Source organism: Pectobacterium sp. F1-1, assembly GCF_025643735.1.
Classification (GTDB): domain Bacteria; phylum Pseudomonadota; class Gammaproteobacteria; order Enterobacterales; family Enterobacteriaceae; genus Pectobacterium; species Pectobacterium colocasium.
On the sequence record NZ_CP104733.1, the window covers coordinates 4,512,899 to 4,532,155 of the forward strand.

At 51.6% G+C, this 19,257-nt stretch carries 20 protein-coding genes; 7 read left to right on the forward strand and 13 right to left on the reverse strand.

The genetic code is table 11. The features are described from left to right. The first annotated feature begins 9 nt into the window (after positions 1-9). From fadA to NAL19_RS20290, 6 genes are all read left to right on the forward strand, one after another. Complete coding sequence (gene fadA / locus NAL19_RS20265; RefSeq protein WP_263058271.1) at positions 10-1,173, forward strand: acetyl-CoA C-acyltransferase FadA; 1,164 nt, start codon at positions 10-12, stop codon at positions 1,171-1,173. A 302-nt stretch (positions 1,174-1,475) separates the two neighbouring features. Further along, positions 1,476-2,438, forward strand: coding sequence for a glutathione S-transferase family protein (locus tag NAL19_RS20270; protein ID WP_263058272.1), 963 nt, complete (start codon positions 1,476-1,478; stop codon positions 2,436-2,438). A gap of 151 nt (positions 2,439-2,589) precedes the next feature. Beyond that, the gene (locus tag NAL19_RS20275) at positions 2,590-3,420 is read left to right on the forward strand and encodes a transporter substrate-binding domain-containing protein (RefSeq protein WP_263058273.1); all 831 of its coding nucleotides are present in this window, start codon (positions 2,590-2,592) and stop codon (positions 3,418-3,420) included. A 17-nt stretch (positions 3,421-3,437) separates the two neighbouring features. Further along, the gene (locus tag NAL19_RS20280; RefSeq protein ID WP_225086156.1) at positions 3,438-4,181 is read left to right on the forward strand and encodes an amino acid ABC transporter permease; all 744 of its coding nucleotides are present in this window, start codon (positions 3,438-3,440) and stop codon (positions 4,179-4,181) included. Further along, positions 4,168-4,926, forward strand: a complete 759-nt coding sequence (locus NAL19_RS20285; protein ID WP_263058274.1) for an amino acid ABC transporter ATP-binding protein — start codon at positions 4,168-4,170, stop codon at positions 4,924-4,926. Before NAL19_RS20280 ends, NAL19_RS20285 begins: the two co-directional genes overlap by 14 nt. Before the next feature lie 12 nt (positions 4,927-4,938). Continuing rightward, a complete protein-coding gene (locus NAL19_RS20290; RefSeq protein WP_225086158.1) occupies positions 4,939-5,367 on the forward strand; it encodes a GNAT family N-acetyltransferase in 429 nt (142 codons plus the stop codon). Positions 5,368-5,419: 52 nt separating this feature from the next. On the opposite strand, the gene fre is transcribed toward NAL19_RS20290, so the two are convergent. Both fre and ubiD read right to left on the reverse strand, forming a co-directional pair. After that, on the reverse strand, positions 5,420-6,121 hold the full coding sequence (gene fre / locus NAL19_RS20295; protein WP_263058275.1) for an NAD(P)H-flavin reductase: 702 nt from the start codon (positions 6,119-6,121) through the stop codon (positions 5,420-5,422). Between the two features lie 49 nt (positions 6,122-6,170). After that, complete coding sequence (gene ubiD / locus NAL19_RS20300; RefSeq protein ID WP_263058276.1) at positions 6,171-7,667, reverse strand: 4-hydroxy-3-polyprenylbenzoate decarboxylase; 1,497 nt, start codon at positions 7,665-7,667, stop codon at positions 6,171-6,173. Between the two features lie 200 nt (positions 7,668-7,867). Here ubiD and rfaH point away from each other — a divergent pair, with 200 nt between their 5' ends. After that, complete coding sequence (rfaH, locus tag NAL19_RS20305; protein WP_039364226.1) at positions 7,868-8,356, forward strand: transcription/translation regulatory transformer protein RfaH; 489 nt, start codon at positions 7,868-7,870, stop codon at positions 8,354-8,356. Between the two features lie 59 nt (positions 8,357-8,415). Here rfaH and hemB read toward each other — a convergent pair whose 3' ends face one another. The 11 genes from hemB to argB all read right to left on the reverse strand — a co-directional run bounded on the left by hemB (position 8,416) and on the right by argB (position 19,242). Continuing rightward, complete coding sequence (gene hemB, locus NAL19_RS20310; RefSeq protein WP_263058277.1) at positions 8,416-9,438, reverse strand: porphobilinogen synthase; 1,023 nt, start codon at positions 9,436-9,438, stop codon at positions 8,416-8,418. A gap of 17 nt (positions 9,439-9,455) precedes the next feature. Continuing rightward, complete coding sequence (tatD, locus tag NAL19_RS20315; RefSeq protein WP_263058278.1) at positions 9,456-10,238, reverse strand: 3'-5' ssDNA/RNA exonuclease TatD; 783 nt, start codon at positions 10,236-10,238, stop codon at positions 9,456-9,458. Between the two features lie 106 nt (positions 10,239-10,344). Continuing rightward, positions 10,345-11,097 carry a Sec-independent protein translocase subunit TatC gene (gene tatC / locus NAL19_RS20320; protein ID WP_225086163.1) on the reverse strand — a complete coding sequence of 251 codons (753 nt, stop codon included), beginning with the start codon at positions 11,095-11,097 and terminating at the stop codon, positions 10,345-10,347. Positions 11,098-11,100: 3 nt separating this feature from the next. Then, on the reverse strand, positions 11,101-11,694 hold the full coding sequence (gene tatB / locus NAL19_RS20325; RefSeq protein WP_263058279.1) for a Sec-independent protein translocase protein TatB: 594 nt from the start codon (positions 11,692-11,694) through the stop codon (positions 11,101-11,103). Positions 11,695-11,697: 3 nt separating this feature from the next. Continuing rightward, on the reverse strand, positions 11,698-11,958 hold the full coding sequence (gene tatA, locus NAL19_RS20330) for a Sec-independent protein translocase subunit TatA (protein WP_225086165.1): 261 nt from the start codon (positions 11,956-11,958) through the stop codon (positions 11,698-11,700). A gap of 82 nt (positions 11,959-12,040) precedes the next feature. Further along, positions 12,041-13,681 carry a ubiquinone biosynthesis regulatory protein kinase UbiB gene (ubiB, locus tag NAL19_RS20335; protein ID WP_225086166.1) on the reverse strand — a complete coding sequence of 547 codons (1,641 nt, stop codon included), beginning with the start codon at positions 13,679-13,681 and terminating at the stop codon, positions 12,041-12,043. After that, entirely contained in the window at positions 13,678-14,301 is a 624-nt protein-coding gene (gene ubiJ / locus NAL19_RS20340; protein WP_263058280.1) for a ubiquinone biosynthesis protein UbiJ, read from the reverse strand. Before ubiJ ends, ubiB begins: the two co-directional genes overlap by 4 nt. A 52-nt stretch (positions 14,302-14,353) precedes the next feature. Then, complete coding sequence (gene ubiE / locus NAL19_RS20345) at positions 14,354-15,109, reverse strand: bifunctional demethylmenaquinone methyltransferase/2-methoxy-6-polyprenyl-1,4-benzoquinol methylase UbiE (protein ID WP_015842148.1); 756 nt, start codon at positions 15,107-15,109, stop codon at positions 14,354-14,356. A gap of 135 nt (positions 15,110-15,244) precedes the next feature. Then, positions 15,245-16,807 carry a DNA recombination protein RmuC gene (gene rmuC, locus NAL19_RS20350; RefSeq protein ID WP_263058281.1) on the reverse strand — a complete coding sequence of 521 codons (1,563 nt, stop codon included), beginning with the start codon at positions 16,805-16,807 and terminating at the stop codon, positions 15,245-15,247. A gap of 225 nt (positions 16,808-17,032) precedes the next feature. Next, complete coding sequence (gene argH / locus NAL19_RS20355) at positions 17,033-18,406, reverse strand: argininosuccinate lyase (protein ID WP_263058282.1); 1,374 nt, start codon at positions 18,404-18,406, stop codon at positions 17,033-17,035. A 62-nt stretch (positions 18,407-18,468) separates the two neighbouring features. Beyond that, the gene (argB, locus tag NAL19_RS20360; RefSeq protein ID WP_015842151.1) at positions 18,469-19,242 is read right to left on the reverse strand and encodes an acetylglutamate kinase; all 774 of its coding nucleotides are present in this window, start codon (positions 19,240-19,242) and stop codon (positions 18,469-18,471) included. Positions 19,243-19,257: the final 15 nt, after the last annotated feature.

Consider the following 19,257-nt stretch of genomic DNA (forward strand, 5'->3'; position numbering starts at 1 on the left):
ACAGGAAATATGGAAAAGGTAGTGATTGTTGATGCCGTACGTACGCCGATGGGGCGTTCCAAAGGCGGGGCTTTCCGTCAGGTGAGAGCCGAAGATCTGTCCGCACATCTGATGCGTAGCCTATTAAGCCGTAACGCAGCGCTGGACGCCCATGAGATCGACGATATCTATTGGGGATGTGTGCAGCAGACGCTGGAACAAGGCTTCAACGTCGCCCGAAACGCTGCCTTGCTGGCAGAAATCCCGATGAATGTTCCCGCGACGACGGTTAATCGGCTATGCGGCTCCTCCATGCAGGCCCTCCACGATGCTGCCCGCGCCATCATGGTTGGCGACGCGAATGTCTGCTTGATCGGTGGCGTTGAGCATATGGGGCACGTGCCGATGAATCATGGCGTCGATTTTCATCCGGGGCTGAGCCGCACGGTCGCGAAAGCGGCAGGTATGATGGGGCTAACGGCGGAAATGCTGGCGCGTATGCACAATATCGGTCGTGAGATGCAGGATCAGTTCGCCGCTCGTTCGCACCAGCGGGCTCATCACGCCACACAGTCAGGGGCATTCCGGCATGAAATCATTCCTACGGCTGGGCATGATGCTGACGGCGCGCTTCAACGCTTCGATTATGATGAAGTTATTCGCCCAGACACCACCGTCGATAGCCTTGCTGCACTCAAACCCGCGTTTGATCCGGTTAACGGCACGGTAACCGCTGGATCATCCTCGGCGTTGTCCGATGGCGCGGCAGCCATGTTGATCATGAGCGAATCCCGCGCAGCATCATTAGGCTTACCCGTACGAGCTCGCATCCGGGCGATGGCTGTCGTTGGCTGCGACCCTTCAATTATGGGCTATGGCCCTGTTCCAGCCACCAAGCTGGCACTGAAGCGGGCAGGATTAAGCCTCACCGATATCGGTCTCTTTGAGCTCAATGAGGCATTCGCCGCCCAGACGCTACCCTGCATTAAAGATTTGGGATTGCTGGAACAGATCGATGAAAAGGTCAATCTCAATGGCGGCGCGATTGCGCTGGGTCACCCGCTTGGTTGTTCGGGCGCGCGCATCTCTACCACATTGATTAATTTGATGGAAAGCCGCGACGTTCAGTTTGGCGTGGCGACAATGTGCATCGGGCTGGGACAGGGTATCGCGACCGTGTTTGAGCGAGCCTAAGTTTGCGCATGTCCCTCGTGATGGCGGCGAGGGACATGACCCGCACGCAAATAATATCCATCAATATAAAAATAACACCAGAATTAAAACATCAGCCTATTCATTATCACAATCATTTATTAATAACAAACCTTCCATTATCAATAAAATAACATCACGTTGTTTTATTGATAAGAATATCCATTTTATGAATTTAACTTCATTTTCCATAAAGCGCATAATTCTAAAATATTAAAAAACCAATCGGGAATTAACACTAAATAATAGTGTTCCACTCTCTCATTTTTATTAAGGAAAATATTATGAGTACCGCTATTGCGGAAGTCGGTCATATCGCTACTTCTGAAGAAGAGCATGAGATTGCTCAGAACGGGGCATTTGTTCGGCAAAAAAACCGCTTCACCACACCATTTGGCGATCGGCCAGGTGATTTACCCGTCGAAAAGGATCGCTATCGCTTATTATGGTCTCCCGTTTGCCCGTGGGCGCACCGTGCAGTGATCGTCCGTGCGCTGCTGGGATTAGAAGACGTCATCAGCCTCGGCACAGCGAATCCAGTCAGAACCGAGCACGGTTGGGAGTTTTCATTGGATACAGATGGCGTAGACCCCGTGTTAGGCATCCGCTATCTACCTGAAATTTACGCCAAAAGCGATGCAAGTTATACGGGTCGTGCAACCGTCCCCACCGTTGTAGACGTGAAGCAAGGCATTGTGGTCAATAACGATTATTTTAAATTAACCAATTACCTTGAAACGGCATTTAAACCGTTTCACAAACCGGGCTCACCCGATCTTTATCCAGCAGCGCTACGTGCCGAAATCGATGCGCTTAATGATGTGATTTTCAATGACATCAATAACGGCGTCTATAAGGCTGGCTTCGCACATTCACAAGCCGCCTATGAAAATGCATGGGATACCCTCTTCCTGCGTTTAGATGAACTGGAAACACGCCTGAGTACTCAGCGTTACCTGTTTGGTGATCGGATCACAGACAGCGACATTCGTTTATACGTTACACTCGCCCGTTTTGACGTCGCCTACTACAGTGTCTTCCGTGCAAACCGTAACCGCCTGATCGACTTCCCCAACCTGTGGGCCTACGCCCGCGATCTCTACCAGACTCCCGGCTTCGGTGACACTACGGATTTCGAAGCCATTAAACGCGGCTATCATCTGGGAGATACTAGCTTAAACCCCTACCAGATTCTGGCAAAAGGACCTGATGTGTCGATCTGGCATACACCTCATCACCGTGCCTGATGACTTTACCTGACACAATCCGCTCCATATTGGCAGTCGATATGGAGTGTGACCAATTCGTTTTTACATCACAGACTGCGGACAGACAAAACCGTTGCAGACGAAATCGGGTTGGCCATTTTTCTTATCATTACACACAGGATTCTTCAGAATGAAAACACGCTTTACGAAAATCACCTTGCCCTCATTATTTTTAGGTCTGGGTGCAATAATACTCGGATATGTCAGTCCCCATGACGTTCAGGCTGCGGCAGAAAAATCCATTACTATTGCGACAAGCGCTGACCCTCGGCCATTCACCTATTTTGATAAAGATAATCAGCTCACGGGGTACGACATTGACGTCGCAAAGGCTATTTTTAATAACTTGCCACAATATAAAGTGTCTTTCGTCACAACCGAATTCACATCCATTCTGGCAGGGCTGGATGCAGATCGCTTCCAACTCGGAGCCAATAACTTTGCCGAGAATCCAGAGAGAAAAGAGAAATATTTATTCTCTCAACCTATTTTCGAAAATCAATTTGTGATCGCAACCCCTGAAAAAAACAATACGATTAAAACCTTCAACGACTTATTGGGAAAATCCACAGAAGTAAACCCAGGAGTCAATTTCACTACGGCGTTAGAAAAATTCAACCAGCAACATAAAGATAACCCTGTAAAATTACAATACACGGAAGCCGACTTACTCATTTCATTGCAAAATCTGGAAAACGGAAAAACAGATTTCGTCCTGATTGATAAATCGATGCTGGAACAATATGTTCAAGAGCACCATTTGAAGCTCAATATCATCCCACTCAATAAGGAAGACAGCCAGCGAATCGGTTCTCCTTACAGCTACTTTCTTATCGCCAAAGGCAAAGCGGGTGAACAACTTTTAAATAATATCAATGACCAGATAAAGAAATTAAGCGCTGACGGCACATTATCGAAAATCAGCGAAAAATATTTCAATGGGGATTATGCGCCTAAATGACACAGGATTGGTTTTGAATGCCCAATATTTTCGATATAAAACTGGTTTTCACCCAGATTCCAGCATTGCTTGAGTATCTGCCCGTCACGCTGACGATAACAGCAATATCTATGATCGCTGGTGTGGTACTTGGATTTATTATCGCATCAATTCGTATCAGGAAAATCGTATTTCTCGATCAGGTAGCAGGAGTTTTTGTTTCTTTTATTCGCGGAACGCCACTCATTGTGCAATTGTATCTTTCCTATTACGGTATTCCCGTTTTATTAAAATATTACAATTACTACAATCAGACGGATTACAACGTTAACGATATTCCTTCCATGCTATTCGTGTTGCTGGCATTTTCACTGAATGAAGCCGCCTACAATTCCGAAAGTATTCGTGCAGCAATGCTATCCGTGGATAAAAAGCAGATCGAAGCGGCGCAGTCACTCGGGATGACGCCATTTCAGGTATTGCGTCGCGTCACCCTGCCTAATGCGTTTATTGTCGCCTTGCCGACGCTCGGTAACACGCTGATTAGTTTGCTCAAAGGAACGTCGCTGGCATTTGTTTGCTCGGTGATTGACCTGACAGCCAAGGGGAAGATCCTCGCCAGTAGCAGCTATCGCTATTTTGAGGTCTATATTTCGCTGGCACTCATCTACTGGGCGCTCACGATCATTATTGAGCAGGTCATTAAGCGGGTTGAAATAGCGATTTCGGTTCCAGATACCCCACCAGCGACGTCAGGAAAAAAACGTTATGCTCGACATTAAGCATTTATCGAAGACGTTCCACAATAACGTCGTTCTGGACGATATTTCTCTGAACATACAAAAAGGTGATGTCGTCGCCATTATCGGCTCATCCGGCTCAGGGAAATCAACGTTACTCCGCTGTCTCAATCTGCTGGAGCAGCCGGAGTCAGGGGAAATGGTGCTCAACGGTCGTCTCTTTAATCTGGCTAAAATGAACCGACGAGAACTGATCGCGCTCCGGCAGAACACAGCGATGGTTTTTCAGCAATTTAGCCTGTTCCAGCAAAAGACAGCGCTGGAGAATGTTATGGAAGGCTTGCTGATCGTCAAAAAATACGCCAAAGAAAAAGCACGACAGATCGCACTAAAGCAACTCAAAAACGTCGGCCTCCCAGACCGGGCAACCTATTACCCGAAGCAACTGTCAGGCGGGCAACAGCAACGCGTGGGGATCGCCAGAGCACTGGCCATGGAACCACAGCTTTTGTTGCTGAATGAACCCACATCAGCGCTGGATCCAGAATGGGTTGATGAGGTGCTGGATGTCATCAAACAAGCCGCGTTGCAGGGCAATACCATGATTATTGTTTCCCACGAAATGGCGTTTGTTCGTCAGGTCGCCAGCCGCGTACTGTTTCTGGAGAAAGGAAAAATCATTGAGGACGGCACGGCTCAGCAGGTTTTCGAAAATCCACAAATGGAAAGAACCAAAGCGTTTCTTTCTCGCTACTACAAACGCTACGAACCGGAATATACCATCTGACATGAGAGCACGATGATGTCTATCAGAGTAGAGACAACCACCCAGAACATTCCCTGGCAGCGTGTCGCCGACCTGCTGGCTTTTTACGGTTTAAGTGATGACAAGGCGGAGACACAGGAGAGAATTTTCCAAAACAGTTTCTCCGTTGTTTTCCTATTCGATGAGGATTTGCTGGTTGGCGTAGGCCGAACCCTCTCAGATGGGGTCTGTCAGGCGGCGATTTATAATATCGCGCTCGATGAGCGCTATCACGGCCAGGGATTGGGAAAACTGATCATTCAGTCATTGGTTGAAACAGTGGCACAGTGCAATATTATTTTGTACACCCACCCCCAAACGGTCAGCCTGTATGAGCATGTTGGTTTCAGACGTATGAAAACGGGAATGGCAAAATACCGAGAGGACAGCCTGGCTGAATTAGAGGAACTAGATTTCATTTAGTGACAACGTTAACCTCGTTTAAAAACGAGGTTAACGGGACAATACGAAGCGATCAAATAAACGAAAACGCATCGCTGAACATATGGGCCGTCAGCGCACCGCGCTCATTACAAAAACGCTCACGCGCAATTTTTGCCATTTCAAAACGACCGGCAATGTAGATATCCTGTTCTGACAGCGAACCGTAATCCTGCAATACCGCGCTCAGAACGGTTCCCGTTCTGCCATTCCATCCCGCTTCCGGCTGTTCGACTACCGGCACCACCCGCAGGTTGGGGTGCTTGGCCGCAAAGCCTTCAAGCTCGGCTAAATCATACAGGTGCTGGGATTCACGTCCGCCCCAGTAAACGGAGATATCGCGATCGGGCTGCTGCGCCAGCGCGGTCAGCAGGATAGAACGCACGTATGAAAATCCGGTTCCGCCCGCAATCAGCACCAGCGGACGCGTACTCTCTTCCCGCAGCCAGGCTTCACCATGCGGAATATCGACCGTCAGGGCTTTTTCCTTGTGAATGCGCTCCATCACGGCCATCGCGTAAAGATTCAGTTCGGACGCCCCAATGTGCAATTCGATAAAATTTTTATCCATCGGGGTAGATGCCAGTGAGAAAGGTCGTTTGTCCCGATCGCCCATCACCACCATCAAATACTGGCCAGCCCGAAAGGAAAACGGTGCTTCAGGTAATAAACGAACGCGATAGACCGTATCGGTTATGGCTTCGACCGAAGTCACTTTACAGCTCAATGTTGTCATGCATTCCCTCTATAGGGTCATAAAAGCAAAACTGAGAACAGGGCAGCCGTTAACGCCGGGGCTCTCTGTCACTAAAAATGGCCAGCTCGTCCCATATTTCATCAATACGGGCACAAACCTGTGGGTCTTTCTTGATGGGGTGTCCCCATTCGCGCTGTGTCTCGCCCGGCCATTTATTGGTCGCATCCAGACCCATTTTGGAACCCAGGCCAGAAACCGGAGAGGCGAAATCAAGATAGTCGATCGGCGTATTTTCCACTAATACCGTATCGCGTGCCGGATCCATACGCGTCGTGATCGCCCATATCACGTCGTTCCAGTCACGGGCGTTAACGTCATCATCGCAGACAATGACAAATTTCGTATACATGAACTGGCGTAAAAAAGACCAGACGCCCATCATGACGCGTTTAGCATGGCCCGCGTACTGTTTCTTCATGGTAACGACCGCCAGACGGTAAGAGCAACCCTCCGGTGGCAAATAAAAATCAACAATCTCAGGAAACTGCTTTTGCAGGATCGGCACGAAAACTTCGTTCAACGCCACGCCCAGTACTGCGGGCTCATCCGGCGGCCGCCCCGTATAAGTCGAGTGATAAATGGCATTCTGACGCTGAGTGATATGCGTGACGGTAAAGACCGGAAAATGGTCAACTTCATTGTAATAGCCGGTGTGGTCGCCATAAGGCCCTTCAGCCGCCATTTCTCCAGGTTCAATATAGCCTTCCAGAACAATTTCCGCACTGGCAGGTACTTCCAGATCGTTTGACAGGCACTTCACCACTTCGGTCTTATTCCCACGCAGCAAACCGGCGAAGGCATATTCCGATAGCGTATCAGGGACTGGCGTCACCGCACCGAGGATCGTCGCAGGGTCAGCGCCCAATGCGACAGACACCGGAAAACGCTGCCCCGGATTTTCCTGACACCACTCCTGAAAATCCAGTGCGCCGCCGCGATGAGACAGCCAGCGCATGATCAGTTTGTTTTTACCCAGTACCTGCTGGCGATAGATCCCCAGATTCTGCCGTTCTTTATGCGGCCCGCGCGTCACAGTAAGCCCCCAGGTAATGAGCGGCGCGGCATCTTCCGGCCAGCACTGCATCACCGGAATCCGGCGCAGATCAACGTCATCACCTTGCCAAATCTGTTCCTGGCACGGCGCCGAAGACAGCCGTTTCGTCGGCATATTCAGTACCTGACGGAACTTCGGCATTTTATCAACCAGATCGCGGAACCCTTTAGGCGGCTCAGGTTCTTTCAGAAATGCCAGCAGCTTACCCACCTCGCGCAGTGCGCTGACCTCTTCTTGCCCCATCCCTAATGCAACACGTTTCGGCGTGCCGAATAAATTGCACAGCACCGGCATATCATAGCCTTTGGGATTTTCAAACAGGAGAGCCGGGCCTTCCGCACGCAGCGTCCGGTCAGCAATTTCCGTCATTTCAAGGTAGGGATCGATGGGCTGGGTAATGCGTTTCAACTCCCCTCTCTCTTCCAGCAGCGAGAGGAATTCGCGTAAGTCACGGTATTTCATGCTATTCATCGGGGGCAGTCTATCGTTCTGGTTATTATAAAGTCTCTTCAGCCACCTGTCGCTTCCCGCAGCGCCTATTTATGGTAAGAATCCAATCACCATCAAGAATCCGATGACCACCGTGCGGTAACAAAAATATCTGCCGAAAATTTTTTATCCGTGCTCGCTTTTGTTATGCTTGCTCGTCGGAATCATAAGTCTGCGAAATTATGGAAGCCTGGTACTTACTGTATTGTAAACGTGGCCAACTGCTGCGAGCGAAAGAGCATCTGGAGCGTCAGGATGTGACCTGCGTGAGCCCGATGATCACGCTGGATAAAATCGTCCGAGGTAAACGAACGGAGGTGTGTGAACCGCTGTTCCCAAACTATCTGTTTGTGGAATTCGACCCCGAACGCATCCACACCACCACCATCAGCGCGACGCGTGGGGTAAGCAACTTTGTGCGATTTGGCGCACTGCCAGCGACCATTCCGCAGCAGGTTATTGATGAATTATCGCTCCGCCCGATTCAGGGAATCATTGACCCACTGACGCCACAACCCGGCGATAGCGTGGTCATTACCGACGGTATTTTCTCGGGTCTTCAGGCGATTTACACCGAACCTGACGGTGAAGCCCGTTCGATGCTGTTGCTGAATATGCTGAACAAGCAGGTCAGGCAGAGCATTGATAACCGCGAGTTTCGCAAAGCCTAGCCCGTGTCTATGTTCTTTGCCCCACCCGGCGCGTTTATACCGCGCCGGATGAAACAAACTTAGCGCTGCATGTGCTGATCGTGCAGCCACTGTGCGACACGCTTAGCAAAATAGGTCAGCACCCCATCCGCACCCGCGCGTTTAAAGCACAGCAGAGACTCCATCACCACCGGTTGCTCCTGCAACCAGCCGTTCTGAATCGCCGCCATGTGCATCGCGTATTCGCCAGAGACCTGATAGGCAAACGTCGGCACGCCGAACGTATTCTTGACGCGGCGCACTACATCCAGATAAGGCATACCCGGTTTCACCATCACCATATCCGCGCCTTCCTGCAAATCCTGCGCGATTTCCTGTAAGGCTTCATCGCTGTTAGCCGGATCCATCTGGTAGGTTTTCTTGTTGCCGCCTTTCAGATTGCTGGCAGAGCCCACGGCGTCGCGGAAAGGTCCGTAATAGCACGATGCATACTTAGCCGAGTACGCCATGATCTGGGTATTGATCAGGTTCTGCGCTTCCAGAATGTCGCGGATAGCACCGATGCGGCCATCCATCATATCGCTGGGCGCAATAATTTCGGCTCCGGCTTCAGCGTGGGACAGCGCCTGACGCACCAAAATCTCCTTGGTGACATCGTTAACTACATAACCGTCTTCATCAATAATTCCGTCCTGCCCGTGCGTCGTGTAGGGATCGAGCGCCACATCCGTCAGCAAACCCAACTCAGGAACAGCGTCTTTCAGCGCGCGGATCGTGCGGGGAACCAGACCATCCGGGTTGTAGGCTTCTTCGGCATAGAGTGACTTCTTATCCGCTTCCACAACGGGGAACAGAGACAGTACCGGAACACCGAGCTTAGCAATCGCTTCAGCTTCTTTCAGAAGCACATCGATAGTCATCCGGTATACCCCCGGCATTGAGGGAACTTCCTGACGATGATTTGTCCCTTCCATCACAAAAACGGGATAAATCAAATCATTCACCGTCAGTTGATTTTCAGCAACCAGGCGACGGCTGAAATCATGGCGGCGAATACGGCGCATACGTCGGCCGGGAAAAGTGCCGGGAAAAGCAGTGCTCATGTCATTATTCTCCTGAATCAGGCCAGCCGGAAAACCCGGCGGGCATTTTCATCTGTTGTCTGTCCCAACCATGTGGCATCTTCTCCACGCCACTCCGCAATCTGGCGAATAATATGAGGCAGATAACAGGGTTCGTTACGGCGGGATGCCGGTTTAGGGCGTAAATCCCGGGGTAACAGATAAGGGGCGTCGGTTTCCACCAACAGCCGATCGGCAGGGATATGCGGCAGTAAAGCACGTAGCTCCAGCCCGCGACGCTCATCGCAAACCCAGCCGGTAATGCCAACCATCAGCCCCGCAGCCAGGCATTCATCCAATTCATGACGATTGCCGGTAAAGCAGTGAACCACGGCGGCAGGCAACTGATTGAGCCAGGGTGTTAGCAACGAGATAAAACGGGAATGCGCGTCACGGCAGTGAAGGAAAACCGGCATAGATCGTTCAGCCGCAATCGCCAGTTGCGCGCTAAATGCCCGCTCTTGTTCTTCTGGCGTCGAAAAGTTACGGTTGAAATCCAGCCCGCATTCGCCGATGGCAACCACGCAGTCGGCGCTTGCCTGGTGGTGAATTTGTTCAGCGATAGCGTCATTCCATTGGCTGGCATCATGTGGATGAACACCCGCCGTTGACCAGCAATAATCAGGATAAGCTTGCGCCAGTAACATTGCCTGCTGGCTTCCCTGCGCGTTGGTTCCGGTGATCAAGATGCCACTGACACCCGCTTGCTTCGCCCGAATGACGACCTGCTCTCTGTCTTTTTCAAACTGAGAACTGGTTAGGTTAACGCCAATATCAAACATGACTCTCACCTGCTCGTGACCGTTCGCCGGCTTCACTCTGGCGAATAAAAAAATAAGACCTCTCAAAGAGAGGTCATTTTACCGTCCTACCGCAGGAAACCGTGTGTTACTGCGATGGCTCTTCGGTTTCAGCCCGTCGGCCTTTGCCAACGTAAAACCGCGAGAAGAAGACGCCGATTTCAAACAGCAGATACATGGGGATTGCCAGCAGCGTCTGTGAGAAAACATCCGGCGGCGTTAGCAACATGCCGACAACGAACGCGCCAACCAGAATATAAGGTCGCTTTCTTTTCAGATCTTCCGGCGTCACCACACCACTCCAGCAGAGCAGCACAATAGCAACCGGCACTTCAAACGATACCCCGAACGCCATGAACAGTGCCATAACAAAATCGAGGTAGTTATTAATATCGGTCGCAATCAGCACGCCAACGGGCGCGGTTTTGGCAAAAAAGCCAAACGCCAACGGGAACACCACAAAGTACGCGAATGCCATACCCGCATAAAACAGCAGGCTGCTGGAGACCAACAGCGGCATCATTAAACGACGTTCGTGTTTATACAGGGCTGGCGCCACAAACGCCCACACCTGATACAGCACCAGCGGTGCAGCAACAAACACGGAGACAATCATCGTCAGCTTGATCGGCGTAAAGAAAGGCGAGGCGACATCAGTCGCGATCATGCTGGCACCCGCAGGTAATTGCTTGATGAGCGGGGCGGAAACGACTTGGTAAATGTCATTGGCAAAGAACACCAGCACAATAAATACCGCCAGCACACAGATAATGCTGTTCAGTAGCCGCTTGCGTAGCTCAATCAGGTGACTAATTAGCGGTTGAGTATCTTCATCGGCCATAAACTAACGACTATCGCTCGGTTGGCGGGCAGAAACAGCAGGAGACTGGGACTGCACAGGTTTAACATTATCATTGCCGACAGTTTCTGCACCAGTGGCGCTGTCGCTCTCATGGTGATGTTCAGCAACAGCACCCTTTTCAGGCTTAGGCTGGCTGTCTGCCGGACGTACTGCGGTTTCCGTTTCAATCACCCCGTCATAAGCCGCTTCGGGATCGTTTAGCGGGACGTTGCGAGGCGGTTCCACCGTCGCATTCGGCTCGTCTGACTTTTGATGACCTTCTGATTTTTGCAGCGGCGATGTTTCGGTATAACCACGTTTCATCGCTTCTGCCGCTTCTTTAAGTTCATCCATTGAGGCTTTCAACTCAGGCGACAGATTCTGCAAACTGGCTTTTTCAACTTTTTTCAGGCTTTCCTGAAACTCCTGAAGTTTCAGCTCCTGCGACAGCTCATTCTGAACAGTAGACGCCAGTGCACGCAGCGTCCTGATCCAGCTTGCAACCGTCTTGACTGCCACAGGCAAACGTTCCGGCCCGAGGACAATCAGGCCAAGAACCATCACCAATAGCAATTCACCAAAACCGATATCGAACACAGATTACACCTGCTCTTTATGCTGACTCTTCGTGTCGCCCTGCTTGACGTCTGCCTGATTGTCAGCAATAGATTTGGTAGAGAAATCTGCATCTGGCTGCGTTTTGTCTGCGCTAGTGGACGGCTGATCGTCACCCATCGCTTTCTTAAACCCTTTGATTGACGCGCCCAGATCCGAACCCAGCGTTCTCAGCTTGTTGGTTCCGAACAGCAGTACGACGATGACTGCGATAATCAACAGGTTCCAGATACTAATACCACCCATAACATTTACCTCTTTTCAAAAAGGGGAACGACAGAATTCCCGTCATTATATCGGGTAATTCTGGCGTGCATCATGATCTGCTTCAACGAGTTCGACGCCAGCCGATAATCCAGGCAACAATTCCTGCGGCCATCAGCCCTGCGGGAACCATATCGGCTTCAACACGGCTGATCAGTAACAACGTACCACTGATTAGTAGCGTTGCGCCAATACCCAAAAGATATCGTGATTGCCCTTGACGCGCCTGCTGCGTTTTCAACTCATAGGCCAGTTGATCGACGCTGTGCTTTAACATCTTATGCTGACGCAGCCCGTCATAAAACAATTCAGGCACTTCCGGCAATTTCTCCGCCCAGAACGGCGCTTTTTCTTTTAGCGCACGAAACACTGCAGGCAAACCGACCTGCTGCTTCAGCCAGGTTTCCAGAAACGGTTTGGCGGTTTTCCACAGGTCGAGCTGCGGATAAAGCTGTCGGCCAACACCTTCAATATACAGCAGCGTTTTTTGCAGCAACACTAACTGGGGCTGTACTTCCATATTGAAGCGACGCGCCGTATTAAACAAATTCAATAATACATGGCCGAACGAAATTTCCGCCAACGGCTTCTCGAAGATCGGCTCACAGACAGTACGAATCGCAAATTCAAAATCGGCAACATTAGTATCCGCTGGCACCCAGCCAGAATCCACATGCAGTTCGGCGACTTTACGATAATCACGGTTGAAGAAGGCGATGAAATTCTCGGCCAGATAGCGCTTGTCTTCTTTATTCAACGAACCGACGATACCGCAATCAATACCAATGTATTGTGGGTCTTCCGGGTGCTCATGGCTGATAAAGATATTGCCGGGATGCATATCTGCATGGAAGAAACTGTCGCGGAATACCTGCGTGAAGAAAACCTGAACACCGCGTTCGGCCAGCAGTTTCATATCCGTTCCATTTGCCTTCAGCGCATCGACATCAGAAACGGGAATACCGTAGATTCGTTCCATCACCAACATGCCTTCGCTGCAATAATCCGAATAGATTTCCGGCACATACAGCATCGGGCTGTTCTCAAAATTCCGTCGCAGTTGGATGGCATTGGCCGCTTCTCGCAGCAAATTCAGCTCATCAAGCAACGTTTTTTCGTATTCCAGCACCACTTCACGTGGCCGCAGGCGGCGACCATCCGGTAACAGGCGAGGCAACCAGCCCGCTAGCCGTTTCATGAGACGCATATCCGCTTTGATGACAGGCAAAATATCCGGGCGGATGACCTTGATAACGATCTCTTTTCCCGTACTTTTCAGGCAGGCGGTATGCACCTGTGCAATCGAGGCAGAGGCCAGCGGTTTAATATCAAAATCATCAAACCACTCTTCCAGAGGGATTCCCCCCATCGACAGCTCAATTTGCTCACGCGCCAGCTTGCCATCAAACGGCTCAACCTGATCCTGCAACATCGCCAGTTGATCGGCGATGGCTGGTGGAAACAGATCGCGGCGTGTAGACATCATTTGTCCGAACTTAATCCACACCGGCCCCAGCTCCTGAAGCGCCAAACGCAGGCGCTCCCCTAAAGGCATGTCGCGGTGACGATTGGGCAACCAGAACAGCAGACGACGACCCGCACGTAGCGGAAACGTCAGACGCATTTTAGGAATGAGTTCGTCCAGACCATAGCTCAGCAGCACACGCACAATGCTGTAAAGGCGGCGTAATTCACTGGGCGTCATCGTAAAGCCTCCAGCTTCGCCAGCCGTTCAGACAACGTATCGGCGGCTTTATCCAGCGCAACAATTTCCTCATGGAACCAGGCATTTTCCAGTTTTCCCGGAGCCAGTCGCCACTCTTCCGTTAACGTCTCAGACAGGAAATGTTGCTGCTGATGTAATGACCGTCTCAGGAAGCTCAGCATTTTCTGTGCCGTCTGGCTAAGACCCTGGGCAACAATATCGCCCAGGTAGGGAGACAGCCATTCCGCGGGATCGAACTCTGCCAGATCAACCAGTACGATGAACTGTTGAACGACCTGAATATCACCTTCAATCACCAGTTCGCCACTGCGCATCAGCGACGATAGCTGTTGGCGATCGCGTAATTTCATCAGAACCGGAACGCGTGTTTTCAGGCGGCAATCCGCCAATTCGCCCCACTGGCTGACAACGTCCAGCCGCTGTTCGTTAAACACCAGCACCAACGGCACATCCAGCTCAGCCAGTTCGATCTGTAGTGTTTTTCCCTGTAAGCGCTGGCGGGCAGACTTCATGCTTCTATCACAAGAAACCGTATCGTGAAAAAGCAGCTGATTCAGCGCGGTTTCCAGCGTAGCAGTCAGAAAAGACGTTATCAGCATTGGCGTTTCCAATCAGAATGTAAACCCACGATTCAGAATTTGAACCTGCGATTCAGAATTTAAACCCACGATGTAGTGCAACGATTCCACCGGTGAGGTTGAAATAGTTAACACTGTCAAAACCGGCGTCGCTCATCATCCCTTTCAGTGTTTCCTGATCGGGATGCATGCGGATGGATTCAGCCAGATAGCGGTAGCTCCCGGCATCACTCGCCACGGCTTCGCCAATCCTCGGCAGGATATGAAAGGAATAGGCATCATAAACGGTGCTCAGTTGTTTAATTATCGGCTTGGAGAATTCCAGAACCAATAACCGACCACCCGGCTTCAGGACACGGTACATTGAGCGCAGCGCTTTGTTTTTGTCCGTCACGTTGCGCAAGCCAAAGGAGATAGTAATACAGTCGAAGAAGTCATCAGGGAACGGCAGCGCTTCTGCATTGGCCTGCACATAGCTGATGTTGTCGATAATGCCTTTGTTACGCAGTTTCTCACGGCCTACTTTCAGCATAGATGCGTTGATGTCCGCCAGAATGACTTCACCGCCTTCACCAACCATACGGGAGAATTTGGCGGTTAAATCCCCTGTTCCTCCGGCCAGATCCAGAACACGCTGGTTACGTCTTACGCCACTGCATTCAATGGTGAAACGCTTCCAGATACGGTGGATACCAAAGGACATCAGGTCATTCATCAAGTCATATTTTGCTGCTACAGAATGAAAAACTTCAGCCACCATGACTTCTTTTTCATCCCTGGCGACAGTCCGAAAACCAAAGTCGGCCGTATTCTCCTGCTCACTTGCCATCTTATCCGCCTACTATTTCAGTCAAATTTCGGGTCTACCCATTTATGGTGAGAGTGTACCAGACCCGGATAAAAACCCCACTGCACTAATTTCTTTCGCATAGCCGAGTGCCAAGCCCGCGAAATCCATACCCATTTAGTACGGGTGAGTACGGGAGGAAAAGAGCGTTTCCCCTTCTTCACCTTCCGTTTTTACGGCAGGAGGGACAGCGTCGGGCGCGACAGAACCCGGTAATTCATCGCGTTCAGCGTGCTCATGGGCCGTTGCTTTTTCGGCCAATGACGGGCTGATCGTGCGTTTAATTTCTACCCCCAGCGCACGGAACCCCTCAGCCTGGCCAATAAGGTTACCACGCCCAGAGGAAAGTTTATTCATTGCCTGGCGATAAGTGCCCTGCGCTTTATCCAGACTTTGCCCCATCGCTTCCATGTCATCGACGAACAACCGCAGTTTATCGTATAGCCGTGACGCTTTTTCAGCGATGTGCTGTGCATTGCGGCTCTGCTGTTCATAGCGCCATAGGTTATTGATGGTACGTAACGCCACCAGCAGCGTGGTCGGGCTGACCAGCATAATATTGTGCTTTAGCGCCTCGTTGATCAATTCGGGCTGACGATCGATAGCAACCAGAAAAGCGGGTTCGACCGGAATAAACATCAGCACATAGTCTAGCGAACGCAGCCCCGGAAGCTGCTGGTAATCTTTGCTGCTCAGTTGCCGAATATGGCTGCGAACCGAGAGCAAATGCTCGTTCAGCGCCGTGTTGCGCTCGACGTCATCGTCGCTATTAAAATAGCGCTCATAGGCCACCAGCGACATCTTGGCATCGATCACGACATCTTTGCCCTGCGGTAAACGCACGATGACATCCGGTTGCAGGCGGCTATTCGTCCCCGTTTGCACGCTGACCTGCGTCTGATACTCATAGCCTTCACGTAGACCGGAGGCTTCCAGCACGCGACTTAACACCACCTCGCCCCAGTTACCCTGCGTTTTATTATCGCCCTTCAGTGCTTTCGTCAGGTTGATGGCTTCGTGTGCCATCTGCGCATTCAACTGTTGCAGATTGCGGATTTCATGCGCCAGCGTATGGCGTTCGCGCGCTTCCGCGCCAAAGCTGTCCTGTACCTGACGGCGGAAGCCGTCAAGCTGCTCACGCAGCGGCATCAGCAGCTTATCCAGACTCTGTTTATTTTGCTCGTCCACCTTGCGGCCGCTGTGTTCGAAAATGCGGTTCGCCAGATTCTCAAACTGCGTCGTCAACCGCTGTTCACTGTTTGCCAGCAGTCTCTGCTTCTCTTCAGCCGCCATACGGGTTTCTTCCAGCCGAATGGTGACTTCCCGCAACTCCGCTTCCTGCGCGCTATTGATTTCACGCAACGCCCGCAGTTCCTGATTTAACTGCACGCACTCGGTACGGAGTTCACCGAGCTGTTGCAGCTTTTCATGGCTGGCAGAAAGTTGCGCGTGAACCGTGCGCAGTTCCAGCTCGTTTTGCCGCAGCCGCTGTTCGTCTTGCTGCTTTACCTGCTGCTGTTCGCTGAGCGATTGCTGGGTCTGCTGTAACGTCTGTGCCAGCAGCCGTTGTTCGGTATCATGCTGTGACAGCTTCTGCTGATGAATCAGGCTGGCAATCAACCACCCGACTAGTAGCCCAACCGCGCTGCCGCCCAGACCATAAAATATGCTGATATCCACTTTGCCTCCGCAGGCCTTTCACGCTGTCGGTCAAGGTAAAATGATACTGTATGGATGTCCAGAAACAATTCAGGCAGGAGGGACGCTGAGCAGAAAAATGCGAGCCGCATTCCATATGAACAGGGATAGAGGATAATTTGCAGAAGAATCAGACGGGTAATATTGACGTTCCCCCAACGCGGAACAACAACGTTGGGGGATACAACGTAAACCTATTCTAGTGGCTTAGCCTAAACGCTGCTTCGCATCACCGATCGCTTTGGCGACCTGCTGCGGTGACACGCCACCTTGTGCAGCACGCTTATCCAGACAGGATTGTAACGCCAGAATCGGGTACACATCTTCACCAATCACGGCGCTGAATTTTTGCAGATCGACCAGCGGCAACGCTTCCAGCGCTTTGCCCTGACGAATGGCTTCCACCACCGCTTCACCCACGATATGGTGCGCTTCACGGAACGGAACGCCTTTCGCCACCAGATAATCTGCCAGCTCGGTCGAATTTGCGTAGCCTTGCTCGGCCGCTTCTTTACAGCGTGGACGTTTAACCTGAATGCCTTCCAGCACCAGACCTGCCATCATCAGGCAGTCGTGCCAGGTATCCAGCGCGTCAAACAGCCCTTCTTTGTCTTCCTGCATGTCTTTGTTATACGCCAGCGGCAGGCCTTTAAGCGTCATCATCATGCCGGTCAACGCCCCCTGTACGCGGCCGCATTTACCGCGAATCAGCTCCAGCGCATCCGGGTTTTTCTTCTGTGGCATCAGGGAAGAACCGGATGTCACACGGTCAGACAGCTCAACGAACGCGGCTTCACCGCTGTTGAAGAAGATCAGATCTTCGGCAAAGCGCGACAGGTGGATCATGCCGATCGAGGCATCGGACAGCAGTTCCAGTACATGATCGCGATCGGAAACCGTGTCCAGACTATTACGTGTGGCCGAGGCAAATCCTAACCAGCCCGCCAGTTGCTCACGGTCTATCGGATAAGCCGTTCCCGCCAACGCGCCACAGCCCAGCGGGCTGACATCCAGACGCTTCAGCGTATCTTCCAGACGGCTTTCATCACGCGCCAGCATCTCGTGATAGGCCAGACACCAGTGGGCAAATGTCACCGGCTGTGCGCGCTGCAAGTGGGTGTAACCCGGCATCACCGCATCCTGATTCGCTTCCGCCGTCGTCACCAGCGCCTGACGCAGCTGGCGTACAGACAGCAACAGTTCTGCAATCTGCGCCTTGCACCAGAGTTTCAGGTCGGTTGCGACCTGATCGTTACGGCTACGACCCGTATGCAGTTTTTTACCTAAATCACCGACTTTCTCAATCAGGCGCTGCTCTACCCAGCTGTGAATGTCTTCTGCATCGCTTTGCAGGATCATCTCAGGATCGGCTTGTACCTCAACCAGCAGGGCATTCAGCGCCTGTTCCAGTTGCTGCTGTTCCTGTTCGCTGAGCACATTAACCGTCACCAGCGCCTTCGACCAGCCGATCGAACCCACGATGTCCTGTTCCGCCAGACGGTAATCAAACCGCAGTGAGTCATTAAATTGTTTAAAACGCTGATCTGCTGCCTGACTAAACCGACCGCCCCACAAAGCCATAACTCTTACTCCTAAAAATATCATTCATGTTGGTATCGCATGATGCCATACCCAGAAACGACTTACGCCAGAATACGTGTACCAATCGCCACGCCGTTGAACAGCGCAGGGAGTTGCTCGGCATGACGCCAGCTGGCGATATCAACCGGACGACCCAGCGCGCGAGCGGCATCCAGCGCGGCGTTGACCTTAACAATCATGCCGTCGGTAATGATGCCCTGAGCAATCAACTGTTCGGCTTTCTCTGCCGTCATTTCGGCAATACGCTGACCTTTACCGTCCAGAATGCCGCTCACGTCAGACAGCAGGATTAAATCCGCGCCCAGCGTTTGCGCCAGCGCCGTCGCCGCCTGGTCGGCGTTGACGTTCATCAGGTCGCCCTGCGCCGTAATCCCGATAGAGCTAACAACAGGCAGATAGCCCGCAGACAGCAGCGTGTTCAGCAACGCAGGCGATCCCGCTTCCGCTTTACCCACAAAGCCCAGCGCTTCATCTAGCTGTGTGACCGTCGTGCTGCCGCCATCGCCCAGACACAAGCCGACGGCGTTGATGTCATGCTTCTTCGCCCATGACAGCAGCGTCTTGTTGGCGGAACCTGCCAGCGCACCGGTGATGATGTCGATCTGATCGGCAGGCGTGACGCGCAGGCCGTTTTTCTTCACGACGGGCAGCGACAGTTTCTTCATCAGGTCATCCACCAGACAGCCGCCGCCATGCACAATCACCAGCGGACGCTGGTGTTCCTGACGGTAAGCCACCAGCGCGGTGAACAGACGTTCCAGCGCTTCTTCGCTATCCAGTAAAACGCCACCTAACTTGATAATTAACGGATTCATTATGCTTCACGCCTC